The organism is Methylobacterium amylolyticum, assembly GCF_030700245.1.
Taxonomy (GTDB): Bacteria; Pseudomonadota; Alphaproteobacteria; order Rhizobiales; family Beijerinckiaceae; genus Methylobacterium.
This window is the reverse complement of sequence record NZ_JAUYZI010000009.1, coordinates 99,540-114,214: the sequence shown is the minus strand read 5'-3', so window position 1 is coordinate 114,214 and position 14,675 is coordinate 99,540. Positions and strand designations below refer to the sequence as shown.

Below are 14,675 nucleotides of genomic sequence, written 5' to 3'. Positions count from 1 at the left end.
GCCCCATGCCCCACACCCGTCCCGCCCCCCGCGCGCTGCTGCTCGGCGCCCTCGCCCTGCTCGGCGCCCTCGGCACCCCGGCCCGCGCCCAGGGAAGCCTTCAGGACCGCGGGACGCTCGGGCCCGCCCCGGTCCTGACGATCGGCGCCGCAGAATCGGGGGCGAGCCGCCGGGTCGAGCTGACCGCCGGCCGCTCGGTGATCGTCGACCTGCCCCGCGACGCCAAGGAGGTGTTCGTGGCCAACCCCGCCGTGGCCAACGCGGTGGTGCGCTCGACCCGCAAGGTGTTCGTCATCGGCATGGCCGACGGGGCGACGTCGATCTTCATCATGGACGCGGAGGGGCGGCAGATCACCGCCCTCGACGTGACGGTGGCGCGCGACCTCAACCTCAGGACCCTGCGCGACCTGCTCGGGCAGAGCATCCCGGGCGGCCGCTTCGACGTGCGCTCCTCGGGGGCCTCGGTGCTCCTGTCCGGCTCGGTCGCCTCCTCGGCGGAGGCGCAGCAGGCCATCGACATCGCCAACGCCTTCGTCGGCCTCGGCAGCGGCGGCGGCGGGGCGGCCGCGGGCGGCGGGGGCGGCCCCTCCGGGGGCGTCGGCGGCGGCGCGCGCGGCGCGGTGATCAACAACCTGACGGTCCGCAACAAGGACCAGGTGATGCTGCGCGTGACCGTGATGGAGATCTCGCGCAACGTCCTGAAGCAGTTCGGCATCAGCCTGAACGGCAACTGGTCGGCGCTGAACCCGGTCGGGGCTCTCGGCGAGACGCTGTTGGGCGGCGGGACCGCAAACGCCGTCAACGTCCCTGCGGCGATCCCGAACGTGCTGACCAACGGGGTGAGCTTCCCGATCACCGGCGGCACGAACGCGAGCGGGCAGCTCCAGGCCTCGATCCGGGGCGGCGGCTTCTCCCTCCAGGCGACCCTGAAGGCCCTGGAGCAGGCCGGCGTCTCGCGCATCCTGGCCGAGCCGACGCTCACGGCGATCTCCGGCGAGGCGGCCAAGTTCCTGGCCGGCGGCGAGTACCCGGTGCCGCAATCGGCGGCCTGCACCACGGCCGGCGGCTGCATCCCCGGGATCGGCTTCAAGCAGTACGGCGTGGCCCTGTCGTTCACCCCCGTGGTGCTCGCCGACAACCGCATCTCGATCCGCGTCGCCACCGACGTGACCGAGATCGATCCGCAGCAGAACTTCAACTACGTGCTCAACGGCGGCTCGGTCTCCGTGCCCGGCACCCGGGTGCGCCGCTCCGAGACGACCGTCGAGTTGCCGTCGGGCGCGGTGATGATGACCGCCGGCCTGATCCAGCAGGTCAACAAGCAGGCGCTCACCGGCCTGCCCGGGCTGATCAACCTGCCGGTGCTCGGCGCCCTGTTCCGCTCCCGCGACTACCAGCGCCAGGAGACGGAGCTGATGATCATGTGCACCCCCTACATCGCCCGGCCGATGGAGCCGAAGCAGGTCGCCCGGCCGGACGACAACTTCGTCGACACGAACGACGGGCAGGCGGTGCTGCTCGGCCAGATCAACCGCCTCTACGGCCGGGTCGGCGCCGCGCCGCTCGCCGGGGGCTACCGCGGCCGCGTCGGCTTCATCGTCGAGTAGCGCCCCCCGATCCGGCCGGCCCCGCGGCCGGCCGCCCGCACGCAGCGCGGCCCGCCGCCGCCGAGGACCGAGATGACCGGACGCACGCCGCCCGCCCCGTCCCCCCCGCCGCCCCGCGCGACGGCGCGCGCGGCCGCCCGGGCGATCCCGCGCCTGCTCGCCGCCTGCGCGGTCGCCGGGCTGGCCGCCGCCTGCAAGGGCGACCCGCCCGCCACCGGCGCGATCGACACGGCGGATTACCGCGCCCGCCACCCGATCGTGCTGGCCGACGGCACCCGCAGCCTCGACGTGTTCCCCGCCGGCCCCGGCCATCTCGACCCGCGCCAGGCGGCGGAGGTCGACGCCTTCATGCTGGAGTACCGCCGCTACGGCCGCGGCGGGGTGCTGATGGAGGTGCCGCGCGGCCTGCCCCCCGCCCAGGCCGCGGCGGCCGAGCGCACCGCCGCCCTGCTCGCCCGGCGCGGCGCCGAGGACGGCCTGCCCCCGGGCACGATCGCGCCGAGCGCCTACGCCGTCGCGGCCCCGGGCCTCGCCGCGCCGATCCGCCTGAGCTTCCAGCGGATGCAGGCCAAGGTCGACGGCTGCGGGCTGTGGCCCCAGGACCTCGGGGTCAGCAACTTCGCCAGCGACTTCAGCAACCGGCCGTACTGGAACTTCGGCTGCGCCATGCAGGCGAACGTCGCCGCCCAGGTCGCCGACCCCGTCGACCTCGTGCGCGGCCGGACCGAGGGCCGGATCGACACCGTCCGGCGCATCCGGGACATCGGCGCGCTGCGCGACGGCAAGGATCCGTCAACGACGTGGCGGCAGGATGGGCAGACGAGCGTCAAGTCGCAGGTCGCAAACTAGAATCCTCCCGCCCGCCGGGTCCCGCCCCGGCCCCCCGCGCCCCACGAGCCCCGAACCGAAAGCGCCGCGATGGCCGAGCCCTCCGACACATCCGAGCGCATGATCCCCCCGGTGCCCCGGATCACGATCCAGGCCTTCTGCGAGACCCCCGAGACCGCCGCGATGATCGAGGGCGCGGGCCTCGACCGGCGCATGCAGAAGGCCCACGTGAAGGTGCGCATGGGCGGGGGCGCGGCGGCGATCGAGGCCTACCGCCACGCGCCGACGCCCAACGTCGTCGTCATCGAGATGCAGGGGGCGCGCTCGCGGCCGATCGAGTGCCTCGACGCCCTGGCCGAGGTCTGCGACGAGGGCACCCGGGTGCTGGTGATCGGCCACGTCAACGACGTCGCCCTCTACCGCCAGTTGATCCAGCGCGGCGTCTCCGACTACCTGATGGCCCCGGTCGACCCGCTGGTCCTGATCGCGGCGATCTCCCACCTGTTCGCCGCGCCCGGCGTCAAGCCGATCGGGCGCACGGTCGCCGTCTACGGGGTGCGCGGCGGGATCGGCGCCTCGACGGTGGCGCACAACTTCGCGTGGTCGCTCGCCCGCGCGCAGGGCGTGCAGACGGTGATCGCGGATCTCGACATCGCCTTCGGCACCGCCTCCCTCGACTTCAACCAGGACCCGCCGCAGGGCATCGCCGAGGCGGTGTTCGCCCCCGAGCGCCTGGACGCGGCGCTGGTCGAGCGCCTGCTGTCGAAGTGCAGCGACACGCTCAGCCTGCTCTCGGCCCCGGCGAGCCTCGACCGGACCATCGACCTGACGGAGCCGGCCTTCGACGCGCTGATCGAGCACCTGCGGGCGAGCGTCCCCTGCGTCGTCCTCGACGTGCCGCACCAGTGGAGCGCCTGGACGCGGCGGGTGCTCACCGCCGCCGACGAGATTCTGATCGTCGCCGGCCCGGACCTCGCTTCCTTACGCAACACCAAGAATCTGCTGGCGGCGCTCAAGCACGGCCGGCCGAACGACGCCGCCCCCCGGGTGCTGCTCAACGGCGTTGGGGTGCCCAAGCGCCCGGAGATCGCGGCGGCCGAGTTCGCCAAGGCCCTGGAGGCGCCGCTCGCCGCGGTGGTGCCGTTCGACCCGGCCCTGTTCGGCACCGCCGCCAACAACGGCCAGATGATCGCCGAGGTGCAGCCGGGGGCGAAGGCGGCGGAGCTGTTCAACGAGCTGGCCGCCGCCTTCCTGGGGCGCGCCGAGGCGCGGCGCGGGCGGGCGAACCCGCTCGCGCCGCTGCTCGCCAAGCTCGCCGCCCGCCGCAAGGCGTCGTGAGGCGCGTCGTGAGGCCGTCCGGGGATCGAGCCCATGTTCGGTAGGAGGCAGAGCGGGGCCGCGCCCGCCGCACCCGCGCCGGTGCCGCAGCCCAGGGCCGCGGCGGCGGCCGCCCCGGTGCTGCGCGACGCCGCGCCGCCCAAGCGCCCGGACCCGCCCGCCCCGGTGGTGGTCGAGGCGGCGCGCTCGGAGGACTATTACCGCACCAAGAGCCTGATCTTCGGCGCGCTGATCGAGGCGATCGACCTCACGCAGCTCTCGCGCCTCGACGGCGAGACCGCGCGGGACGAGATCCGCGACATCGTCTCGGAGATCATCGGCCTCAAGAACATCGTCCTGTCGATCGCCGAGCAGGAGGAACTGCTCGACGACATCTGCAACGACGTGCTCGGCTACGGGCCGCTGGAGCCGCTTCTGGCCCGCGACGACATCGCCGACATCATGGTCAACGGCGCCAACCGGACCTTCATCGAGGTGAGCGGCAAGATCCAGCTCACCAACGTCCGGTTCCGCGACAATCAGCAGTTGATGAACATCTGCCAGCGGATCGTCAGCCAGGTCGGCCGGCGCGTCGACGACGCCTCGCCGATCTGCGACGCGCGCCTGCCGGACGGCTCCCGCGTCAACGTGATCGCCCCGCCGCTGGCCATCGACGGCCCGGCGCTCACCATCCGCAAGTTCAAGAAGGACAAGCTCACCCTCGACCAGCTCGTGCGCTTCGGCGCGATCTCGCAGGAGGGGGCCGAGGTCCTGAAGATCATCGGCCAGTCGCGCTGCAACGTCGTCATCTCCGGGGGCACCGGGTCGGGCAAGACCACCCTGCTCAACTGCCTCACCGCCTTCATCGAGCTCGACGAGCGGGTGATCACCTGCGAGGACGCGGCCGAATTGCAGCTCCAGCAGCCGCACGTGGTGCGCCTGGAGACCCGCCCCCCCAACATGGAGGGCCAGGGGCAGGTGACGATGCGCGACCTCGTCAAGAACTGCCTGCGCATGCGGCCCGAGCGGATCATCGTCGGCGAGGTGCGCGGGCCCGAGGCCTTCGACCTGCTCCAGGCGATGAACACCGGCCACGACGGCTCGATGGGGACGCTGCACGCCAACTCGCCCCGCGAGTGCCTGTCGCGCATCGAGTCGATGATCTCGATGGGCGGCTTCACCCTGCCCTCGAAGACCCTGCGCGAGATGATCGTCGGCTCGATCGACGTGATCATCCAGGCCATGCGCCTGCGCGACGGCTCGCGGCGCATCACCCACATCACCGAGGTGCTGGGGATGGAGGGCGAGGTCATCACCACCCAGGACATCTTCCTCTACGACATCCTCGGCGAGGACGCGAACGGCAAGCTGATCGGGCGCCACCGCTCCACCGGCGTCGGCCGGCCGCGCTTCTGGGAGCGGGCCCGCTACTACGGCCTGGAGGGCCGCCTCGGCGAGGCGCTCGACGCCGCCGAGGTCTCGGACAAGGCGTGAGCGCGATGGACCTCTCCGCCCTCGGGCTCCCGGACCTGCCGGTCGCGGCGGGCCTCGTCGGCGTCGCCGTGGCCGGTCTCACCTACGTGGCGATCCTCGCCGCGATGCCGGGCGAGCGCCGGGCGAGCCGGCGGCTCAAGACGATCAGCGTCCCGACCGCGACCGCGGTGGTGCGCGGCACCACCGTCAACCGTCGCGAGCAGGTCGCCCGGACGCTGGGCGAGATCGAGGCCAAGGCCAAGGGCGCGAGCAAGGTGAGCCTGGAGCTGAAGCTCGCCCGCGCCGGCCTCGCCTGGAGCAAGCGGACCTACTGGCTGGTCTCGGGCGGCCTCGGGCTGGTCCTCGGCCTGCTGCTGCTGCTGGTGACCGACAACCTCCTGCCGGCCGCCGCCGGCGCCTTCGCGGGCGGGTTCGGCCTGCCGGCCTGGATGCTGCGCACCCTGCGCCTGCGCCGCATCGCCCGGTTCAACAAGGAGCTGCCCAACGCCGTCGACGTGGTGGTGCGCGGCATCCGCACCGGCATCCCGGTGAGCGACTGCTTCCGCATGGTCTCGCGCGAGGCGGAGGAGCCGGTGCGCAGCGAGTTCCGGACGATCATCGAGACCCAGGCGCTCGGCCTGTCGCTCGGCGACGCGGTGGCGCGCCTGCACGAGCGGGTGCCGACCGCCGAGGTGAACTTCTTCTCGATCGTCATCAACATCCAGCAGCAATCGGGCGGCAACCTCTCGGAGGCGCTGAGCAACCTGTCCCGGGTCCTGCGCGAGCGCGCCAAGATGCGCGGCAAGGTTCAGGCGATGAGCATGGAGGCCAAGGCCTCGGCCTCGATCATCGCCTGCCTGCCCTTCGGGGTGGCCGGCATCACCACGCTCACCAGCCCCGACTACATCTCGCTGCTCTGGACGACGGATGCCGGCCGGATCGCCCTGGTCGGGAGCGGCATCTGGATGCTGCTCGGGATCCTGACCATCCGGAAGATGATCGCCTTCGACTTCTGAGGTCCGCCGACATGATCGACGCGATAGCGGACCGGCTGTTCGACCCGCGCTTCGTGGGCACCGCGCTGGCGGCGCTCGCCGCGGCGGCGACCGCCTTCGCGGTGGCCCAGCCGTTCCTGGAGACGGACCGGCTCGGCAAGCGGATGAAGCTCGTCAGCGACGAGCGCGAGATCATCCGGCGGCGCGAGCGCGAGAAGACCGCGGGCAAGGCGACGCTGCGGGTCGCGCCGAAGGCCTACATGAAGTCGGTGGTGGAGCGCTACCACCTGGACCGCTGGCTCGGCACCGAGACCGCCAAGCGCAAGCTGCTGATGGCCGGCTACCGCGGCCACGGCGCGGAGACCGCGTTCCTGTTCTTCCGCCTCGTCGTGCCGGTGGGCGCGGTGATCGCCGCGCTGTTCTACCTGTTCGTGCTGGAGGCGGTCGACGCCTCCTACCTCATGCGCTTCGCGATGGTAATCGGCGCGGCCTATTTCGGCATGAAGGCGCCGGAGCTGTTCCTGATCAACGCCGCCAAGAAGCGGCAGGTGGAGATCCGCAAGGCGTGGCCCGACGCCCTCGACCTCACGCTGATCTGCGTGGAATCCGGCATGGCGATCGAGCACGCCTTCCGCAAGGTGAGCACCGAGATCGCGGTCTCCTCCCTGGTGCTCGCGGAGGAACTCGCGCTGATGACCGCGGAGATGTCGTTCCTGCCCGAGCGCCGGCTCGCCTACGAGAACCTCGCCCTGCGCACCGGGCTGGACCCGGTCAAGGCGGTGGCGACCGCGCTGATCCAGGCCGAGCGCTACGGCACGCCGGTGGGGCAGGCGCTGCGGGTGCTCAGCCAGGAGAGCCGCGACCAGCGCATGAACGAGGCCGAGAAGAAGGCCGCCGCGCTGCCGCCCAAGCTCACCGTGCCGATGATCCTGTTCTTCCTGCCGGTGCTGTTCGTGGTGATCATCACCCCGGCGGTGATCCAGATCATGCGGACGCAGTAGGCCCGCCGACCTCGGCTCAGCGGATGCGGCCGGGCCGGGTCGGCTCGAACACGATGCGGCGGTGGAAGGCGCACCAGCTCTTGCCGTCCGCGACGGGCGCGCCGCAACAGATCGCGCGGTCGTTCGGCTCGCCGATGATGTACTTGCACACGAAGGCGCCCGACTGCGCGAACGGGACGCGCAGGTCCGCCGACGGCTCCTCGACGGTCTCGGCCTCGTTGATCTGGGACATCCGGACGATTTGGTTCATGGGCTCGCGTGCTCAACGGGCGTCTGCGCGGTCGGCTCCGGCGCCCGGCAGAGAGTCGTGGGTGGAACGCCCGGCGGACCGGGAAGTCCCCGTCGCGCGTGGCGCGGCGTCCGGGGGACCCGACCGGCGCCGACTCGGAGGCCGGCGATGGGCGTCATCATGTTGTCGTAACTGGGGTTCCGGCCCTTGAAAACAAGTCCGGCCTGCGCTCCGCGCATCGGACCACGGTGCCGTGTGCGTAGCTCGCGCCCGCCGCGGGCCGGCCGGCCGGGCCGCCGCGGGTCCTGACGAAACCGGGCGACCGCGAAGCGGGCGGTCCCGGCGGCGCGTGCATCGCCGGGCCGGCTGTGGTTTGGTGCGCCCCCTTCGCGCAATCGACCGGACCCTTCGGACATGGCCCAAGATACGGCCCAGGATACGGCCCAGGATACGGCCCAAGCATCGGCCCAGGGATCGGCCCAGGGATCGGCCGAGAATACGGCCCGCCCGCCCCTCGTGACGCCCGCGTGGCTGTTCGAGCGCCGCGACGCCCCCGACATCGTGGTGCTCGACGCCTCCTGGTACCTGCCGGCGGCGGGCCGCGACCCGGAGGCCGAGTACCGCACCGCCCGCATCCCCGGGGCGGTGCGCTTCGACCTCGACGCGATGAGCGACACCGAGGCGGGCCTGCCCCACATGCTGCCGCGCCCGGAGGTGTTCGCCGCGCGGATGCGGGCGCTGGGGATCGGCGACGGCCAGCAGATCGTCGTCTACGACGGGATGGGCCTGTTCTCGGCCCCCCGGGTCTGGTGGATGCTCAAGACCTTCGGGGTGCGCGACGCGCTGGTGCTCGACGGCGGCCTGCCGGCCTGGGTCGCGGCGGGCTACCCGACCGAGGAGGGCGAGCCGCGGGTGCGCGAGCGGCGGCACTTCACCGCCCGGCTCGACCACGGCGCGGTGGCCGACGCCGCCGACGTGGCCCGGGCGCTGGAGACCGGCTCGGCACAGGTGGTCGACGCGCGCTCAGGCTCCCGCTTCCGCGGCGAGGAGCCGGAGCCCCGGCCCGGCGTGCGGCCCGGCCACATGCCCGGCGCCCGCAACCTGCACTACGCGTCCCTCCAGCGGGACGGCCGCATGAAGAGCCCGGAGGAGCTGGAGCGCGTCTTCGCCGAGGCCGGCGTCGATCCCGATCGGCCGATCGTCACCACCTGCGGCTCGGGGGTGACCGCGGCGATCGTCAGCCTCGCCCTGGAGACCACCGGCCGCCACGCCCGCGGGCTCTACGACGGCTCGTGGTCGGAATGGGGCGCGGCACCGGAGCGCCCGGTCGCGACGGGCTGATCCGTCTCCCCAGCCCCTCAGGCCGGCCGCACGGCCCGGCGCCTGTCGGCCGCGCTCCACTGCATCAGCCCGACCATCACCGCGATGGTGCCGATGTAGACCGCGAGCTGGAGCGCGGTCGGCCGGTCGGTGTAGCCGACCAGCGCGTGCAGCACCCGGCCCGGCCAGGAATTCTCGGCGATGAGGCCCGAGCTGTTCCACACGGTCTGGCCCAGCACCTCGACCACGCCCGCGTTGGCGAGGAACTGCGCCGCCTGCGCCGCGAGGCCGGCGGCGAGAAAGATGATCAGCGCGCTGGTGACCGAGAACACGTAGCGGCTCGGGATCGAGGCGAGGCCGAGATAGCTCACCGCCGACAGGAGGACGCCCGCGCCGACGCCCGCGAAGGCGCCGAACTGGATGTCGGCCCCCGACGTGCCGGAGGCCACGAGACCGTAGAGGAACAGCACCAGCTCCGCGCCCTCGCGCAGGATCGCCGCGCCGACGACGATCGCCAGCGCCGCCGCCTCGCGCTGGCCGTTGCGGATCGCCTCGCCGGCCGCGCGCAGCTCGCCCGCGAGTTCCCGGCCGTGCCGGCTCATCCAGGTGTTGTGCCAGACCAGCATCACGACCGCGAGGATCAGCACCGCGGCGTTCAGCAGATCCTGGCCGTTGCCCTCGAACGCGTCCGAGATCCGCTCGGCGAACAGGGCGACCAGCGCCGCGCCGGACAGGCCGCCGGCCACGCCGAGCAGCACCCAGCGCATCCGCCCCGGGATGCCGCGGGTGGCGGCCAGCACGATCGAGATGATTAGGCCGGCCTCGATGACCTCGCGGAAGGCGATGACGAAGGCGCCGATCATGGCGAGACTTTCCGTTGCGCGCGGGGCTCCCGCGCTACCAGACCCAGAACAGGAGCACCCAGTTGGCCACCGACAGGGCCGCCGCCCCCGCGATGCAGGCGGTGGCGGCGGCCCGGCGCAAGCCCACCGCCGACAGCCCCGCGACCCGCCACGCGAGCCACGCGCTCCACAGGCTCGCCCCGGCGAGCAGCCCGGCCCGCATCTCCGCGACGTAGGGGACGTGGATCCCGTCCCCCCGCAGGAACGTGACCGTGAGCGCCGAGAGTCCCAAAAAAACGCCGCAGCCGGCGACCGGGATCAGCGTCTGCGCGAAGTGGTGGAAGCGCCGGAGCGAGAACGGCCCCAGCGCCCGCGCCGCCAGCGCCACCAGGGCGGACAGCGCCAGCCCGAGGACCAGCGTCGCGGCGGCGATGTAGGCGAGGAGCAGCCCCCCGTCGAGGAGCGTCAGCACGTCGTTCTTCTCGGGGTAGTCCGTGAGCACGAACCACGGCGCCGTGTGCTCCAGAGGCCAGGTCGTGCCGCGCTCGACGAGCCACGTCGCCACCGCCTGCTTGACATCGACGTACCAGGGGCTCGACGACCACTGGAACGCGCCCACCGCCAGCGCCATCATCCCGAACAGGATCAGGCTCGTCTGCTCCCACGACGGCTCGTCGCCGGCCACGTGCACGATCTCGTGGTTGGGCGCGCGCAGGGCGAGCCGCACCGCGCCGCGGTGGCCGGAGCAGCGCCCGCACATGTGGCAGGACCCCGCGCCGCGCATCGCCTTCACCGGCACCAGTGGGGCGCAGTTGAAGCTCTCGGCGCCGCGGAGGGGCTTGGGCGAGGCGGCCCAGGCGGCGCGGTCGACCTGGAAGCTCAGGGGCGCGAGCTTCGAGAGCACCGCGAACACGCCGTTGACCGGGCAGAGATAGCGGCACCACACCCGCTTGTTGCGCCCGTAGAGCAGGCCGACGGCGACCGCCGCGAGCGTCGAGCCGCCGAGCACCGCGAGCACCGGCTTCGGGTAGCCGTAGACGCTGGTCATCTGGCCGTAGACGGTGGTGCCGGCGAACGCCACGAACGGCCAGCCGCCCCAGGTGATCCAGCGCGGGATCGCGTAGCCCCGGCTCCAGCGGCTGGCGAACTCGGTGAGCGTGCCCTCGGGGCAGAGCACCCCGCACCACGCCCGGCCGACGAGGACCATGCTGACCAGCACGAACGGCCACCAGATGCCCCAGAAGGCGAACTGCGCCGCGAGCGTCAGGTCGTTCCAGATGTGCTGGGCGTTGCCCGGCAGCGGCAGCAGCGCCGGGACGATCACCAGCACCGCGTAGACCGCCACCACCGCCCACTGCACCGCCCGGATCAGCCGGCCGTGCGCGCGCAGCCGGTCGCCGAACCGGGCGAGGCCCGCGTCGAGGGCGTTGCGCCACGCCGGCGGCGCGCGGTCGAGCGCGGTCGCCGCCACCGTCAGGCCGCCGCGTTCGGGCGCGCGGTCGATCGTGCGTTCGCAGGCCGGGTCATTTGGCCACCAGCTTGGCCTTCGCTTCCGGATGGAAGTCGTCGAACACCTCGTAGGTGCCGGGATCGATGGTGCGGAAGATGATCGCCGAGGTGGAGCCCGCCGCCAAAGCCTTCTCGCGCTTCAGCTCCAGGCTCTCGAACTCCACCGGCGACTGGCCGGTGTTCGAGATCTCCAGCTTGAACCGGGTGTTGGCCGGGACCTCGATCACCGCCGGGAGGATCACCCCGTCGCGCATCTCGACCTTGATCACGGGCATGTCCTGCGCGCGCGCGGGCGCGGTCGCGAGTAGCAGGGCGGAGACGAGGGCGAGGTGGAGGGCAGGGATCACGGGACCGTCTCGAAAAAAATCAGTAGGCGCCCTTCTTGCCGATGCCGGCGAAGGTGAAGTCCTGGGTCACGTCGAACGGCTCGAACCAGGGGCCGACCCCCGTCTCCTTGTCGACGTGGCGGCCGAAATGGCTGCCCTTGCCGGGGGGCGCGACCGCGAGGGTGAGGCGGTAGCGGCCGGGGCCGAACAGCTTGACGTTGTCGCCGTAATGCGGGCCGTCGTTGGCGACCATCGGCATCAGCGCGCCGGAGATCGTCTGGTCGGTCGGCTTGTCGCCGTCGAGCTTCACCAGGGTGAAGCGCACGTCGAGCGCCGGCACGAAGTCGCCCTCCGCGAAGCCGTTGCGGTTGTCCTTGGCGGCGCGGATGTCCGACTCCAGGTGTATGTCCGACTGCGCGGCCGGGCGCATCATGTCGGGCGGGTCCATCTCGATCGGCTGGAGGTAGACCGCGGCGACCTCCAGGCCGTTCTTCGTGACGTGCGGGCCGATCGGCACCTCCTTGGCCGCCGCGGCGCCGGCGGTCACGAGGAGGCCGGTCGCGAGGAAGGCGGCCGCGGACAGGCCGCGGAGGAGACGGGCGGAGGTGCGCATGGCCCCGACATAAGGCCCGCCGCCGGAAGTTCAAAGTGCCGCCGGGGGAGGAATCACATCATAACAATTCCAATCTGCGGCGCCTATACAGTTCACGGTCGGTATCGTCTTGGTCACGAGCGATAAAAGGGCGGCCAGCGCGACGTCAGTGAAGATAGCCGGCTCGGTGTGTCCGCCGGTGTCTTGACCGCAACGATCGCGTGAGGATGGTCCGGACGGAGCGACGCGAGAGGGCGAATCCCGCCTGCCGGACCGGCACGCCGGCCGGAGCAGGGATCCGCCGCGAGGGCCTTGCGTCGAGGATGCCGCTCTTATAGCAAATGCTATAATTCGGTGAGGCCAGCGGCTGGTGAGGCCAGCGTCCGGTGAGGTCCAGGAATCCGGTGAGGTCCATGCGCGCCCGAGCCACGATCCCCGCCGTGCTGGTCCTGGCCACGGCCTCGCTCGCCCCGGCCGCGGCGGCCGACCTCGCCCGCCCGGACCGAGCGGCGGATGCGCCGGCCTACACCGACTGGTCCGGCGGCTACGTCGGCCTGGAGGGCAGCGCCAGCGGCTCCTACGGCGCCTACACGTTCGGGCCGACCACCGTCGGCGGGCGCCCGATCGCGTCGTTCAAGAGCGGCGATTCCACCGGGCGCAGCGACCAGGGCCGCAACGCCACCACCGAGGTCGGCGGCGGCTTCGCCGGGTGGAACTGGCAGTCCGGCCCCTGGGTCTACGGAGTGGAAGCCAATCTCGACGCCGCCAACCTCAAGCGGCCGGTCCCCTCGACCGTACCGGGCTTCGGCTACGAGACCGTGGACCCGGCCTTCAACATCATCCGCGCCAAGACAGACGTCTACGGATCCTTGCGCGCCCGGCTCGGCTACAGCTTCGACAGCTACCTCGTCTACGGCGCCTTCGGGCTCACCGGCGCCAACGCCCGCTTCCTCGCCGACTATCCCGAGCTCGACGCCGACGGGCAGCGCACCGGCGGCCTCAGCCGCACCCGGCGGGATCAGTCCTATCTCGGCTTCACCCTCGGCGCGGGCATCCAGTACGCGATCAGCGACAGCCTCGCGCTCGGGATCGACTACCGCTACGTCGATCTCGGCAGCAGCCGGACCTTCGCCCTGGGGAGCGTGCCGGATCTCGGGCCGGTGGCGACGCGGGCGCGCTTCACCTCGAACCAGCTCTTCCTGCGGCTGCTGTGGTTCCCCGGCGGCCTGAAGGTGCCGGCCGAGCCCGACGAGGCCGCCCCGCACGACCCCGACACCGCGCGTTCGGACCGCTTCTCCCTGCACGGCCAGACGACGCTGATCGCGCAGGGGGTGCCGGGCTTCCGCTCGCCCTACGTCGGCGATCAGAGCCTGATCCCGCATCAGGCGCGGCAGACCACCACCGCGACGATCTTCTTAGGGCTTAAGCTGACCGACACGACGGAGGTCTACTACAACCCCGAGTTCAGCCAGGGCTTCGGCCTGTCGCGCACGCTGGGCGTGGCGGGCTTCGTCAACGGCGAGGCGCAGAAGGCCGGCGCCCCGTTCCCGAAGCTGCGCTCGAACCGCTACTTCGTGAAGCAGACGATCAACCTCGGCGGCGAGACCCTCGACGTGCCGGACGGGCCGAACCAGGTCGCCACCCGCTACGACGCCGAGCGGATCACCCTGATCGCGGGCAAGTTCGCCCTCGGCGACTTCTTCGACGGCAACGTCTACGCGCACGATCCCCGGGTCGACTTCTTCAACTGGTCGCTCTGGGCCGCCTCGGCCTGGGACTTCCCGGCCAACCTGCCGGGCTTCACGCAGGGCGTCTACGCCGAGTACAACCGGCCGGAGTTCGCGATCCGCGCCGCCTACACGCAGGTGCCCAAGGAACCGTCGAGCGACGTTCTCGACCCGCGGGTGTTCCGGCGGGCGGGCCTCAACGCCGAGTTCGAGGGGCGCTACACGCTGCCGTGGCTGGAGCAGCCGGGCAAGCTGCGCGTCGGTATCTTCTCCAACGTCGGCGTCTCGGCCAACAACCGGGACGTCGTCACCCTGACGCAGCTCGGCCTGTTCGACGACATCAACGACGCGGTGGGCGCCACCCGCCGGCCGCGGCGCAAGACCGGCGGCTACGTCAACCTGGAGCAGGCGCTCACCCCCGATCTCGGCCTGTTCGCCCGGGCGAGCCTCAACGACGGCCGCACCGAGAACATATCCTTCACGGACATCGACCAGAGCTTCTCCGGCGGCCTGTCGCTGAAAGGAACGGCCTGGGGCCGGCCGCGCGACACGGTCGGGATCGGCGCCGCGATGAACGGCCTCTCGCCCTCCCACCGGGCGGCCTTCGCGGCCGGCTATTACGGCCTGCTGGTCGGCGACGGGCGCCTGAACTACGGCACCGAGCGGGCGGTGGAGACCTACTACGCGCTCGGCCTGACCAAGTTTCTCACCCTGACCTTCGACTACCAGTTCGTCGACAACCCGGGCTACAACCGCGACCGCGGCCCGGCCCACTTCTTCGCCTCGCGCCTCCACGCCGATTTCTGATTTTTTTCCGAACCGGCCGCACCGGATCGATCGGACAAAATCGATCCCTCGGCCCACCATCGGCCCTGCGAGCGCAGCGAAGCGACCACCCGCGACGCGATA

13 protein-coding genes are annotated in these 14,675 nt (G+C 72.1%); 8 read left to right on the top strand and 5 right to left on the bottom strand.

Annotated features, from left to right (window positions below):
* The first annotated feature begins 5 nt into the window (after nucleotides 1–5).
* From Q8W71_RS09165 to Q8W71_RS09140, 6 genes are all read left to right on the top strand, one after another.
* Nucleotides 6–1,607 (top strand): type II and III secretion system protein family protein, encoded by a 1,602-nt coding sequence (locus tag Q8W71_RS09165; protein WP_305525035.1) that lies wholly within the window; start codon nucleotides 6–8, stop codon nucleotides 1,605–1,607.
* 72 nt (nucleotides 1,608–1,679) lie between these two features.
* Nucleotides 1,680–2,456, top strand: a complete 777-nt coding sequence (locus Q8W71_RS09160; RefSeq protein WP_305525034.1) for a CpaD family pilus assembly protein — start codon at nucleotides 1,680–1,682, stop codon at nucleotides 2,454–2,456.
* A gap of 69 nt (nucleotides 2,457–2,525) precedes the next feature.
* A complete protein-coding gene (locus Q8W71_RS09155; protein WP_305525033.1) occupies nucleotides 2,526–3,773 on the top strand; it encodes an AAA family ATPase in 1,248 nt (415 codons plus the stop codon).
* 33 nt (nucleotides 3,774–3,806) lie between these two features.
* On the top strand, nucleotides 3,807–5,246 hold the full coding sequence (locus Q8W71_RS09150; protein ID WP_305525032.1) for a CpaF family protein: 1,440 nt from the start codon (nucleotides 3,807–3,809) through the stop codon (nucleotides 5,244–5,246).
* Nucleotides 5,247–5,251: 5 nt separating this feature from the next.
* On the top strand, nucleotides 5,252–6,241 hold the full coding sequence (locus tag Q8W71_RS09145) for a type II secretion system F family protein (RefSeq protein WP_305525073.1): 990 nt from the start codon (nucleotides 5,252–5,254) through the stop codon (nucleotides 6,239–6,241).
* Nucleotides 6,242–6,252: 11 nt separating this feature from the next.
* On the top strand, nucleotides 6,253–7,221 hold the full coding sequence (locus Q8W71_RS09140) for a type II secretion system F family protein (RefSeq protein ID WP_305525031.1): 969 nt from the start codon (nucleotides 6,253–6,255) through the stop codon (nucleotides 7,219–7,221).
* A gap of 16 nt (nucleotides 7,222–7,237) precedes the next feature.
* Here Q8W71_RS09140 and Q8W71_RS09135 read toward each other — a convergent pair whose 3' ends face one another.
* On the bottom strand, nucleotides 7,238–7,471 hold the full coding sequence (locus tag Q8W71_RS09135; RefSeq protein WP_305525030.1) for a GcrA family cell cycle regulator: 234 nt from the start codon (nucleotides 7,469–7,471) through the stop codon (nucleotides 7,238–7,240).
* 393 nt (nucleotides 7,472–7,864) lie between these two features.
* Between Q8W71_RS09135 and sseA the strand changes: the two genes are divergently transcribed.
* Nucleotides 7,865–8,791, top strand: coding sequence for a 3-mercaptopyruvate sulfurtransferase (sseA, locus tag Q8W71_RS09130; RefSeq protein ID WP_305525029.1), 927 nt, complete (start codon nucleotides 7,865–7,867; stop codon nucleotides 8,789–8,791).
* Nucleotides 8,792–8,808: 17 nt separating this feature from the next.
* Here the strand turns inward: sseA and Q8W71_RS09125 are convergent, their stop codons facing one another.
* Genes Q8W71_RS09125 through Q8W71_RS09110 form a run of 4 tightly spaced genes read right to left on the bottom strand, consistent with a single transcriptional unit; the run spans nucleotide 8,809 to nucleotide 12,060 of the window.
* Nucleotides 8,809–9,633 (bottom strand): FTR1 family iron permease, encoded by an 825-nt coding sequence (locus Q8W71_RS09125; protein WP_305525028.1) that lies wholly within the window; start codon nucleotides 9,631–9,633, stop codon nucleotides 8,809–8,811.
* A 34-nt stretch (nucleotides 9,634–9,667) separates the two neighbouring features.
* Nucleotides 9,668–11,089 carry a 4Fe-4S binding protein gene (locus Q8W71_RS09120; protein WP_370875376.1) on the bottom strand — a complete coding sequence of 474 codons (1,422 nt, stop codon included), beginning with the start codon at nucleotides 11,087–11,089 and terminating at the stop codon, nucleotides 9,668–9,670.
* A 46-nt stretch (nucleotides 11,090–11,135) separates the two neighbouring features.
* Nucleotides 11,136–11,468 carry a cupredoxin domain-containing protein gene (locus Q8W71_RS09115; protein ID WP_305525026.1) on the bottom strand — a complete coding sequence of 111 codons (333 nt, stop codon included), beginning with the start codon at nucleotides 11,466–11,468 and terminating at the stop codon, nucleotides 11,136–11,138.
* A gap of 19 nt (nucleotides 11,469–11,487) precedes the next feature.
* A complete protein-coding gene (locus Q8W71_RS09110) occupies nucleotides 11,488–12,060 on the bottom strand; it encodes an iron transporter (RefSeq protein WP_305525025.1) in 573 nt (190 codons plus the stop codon).
* A 392-nt stretch (nucleotides 12,061–12,452) separates the two neighbouring features.
* On the opposite strand from Q8W71_RS09110, the gene Q8W71_RS09105 reads away from it, so the two are divergent.
* Nucleotides 12,453–14,573 carry a carbohydrate porin gene (locus tag Q8W71_RS09105; protein WP_305525024.1) on the top strand — a complete coding sequence of 707 codons (2,121 nt, stop codon included), beginning with the start codon at nucleotides 12,453–12,455 and terminating at the stop codon, nucleotides 14,571–14,573.
* The last annotated feature ends 102 nt before the right edge of the window (nucleotides 14,574–14,675 follow it).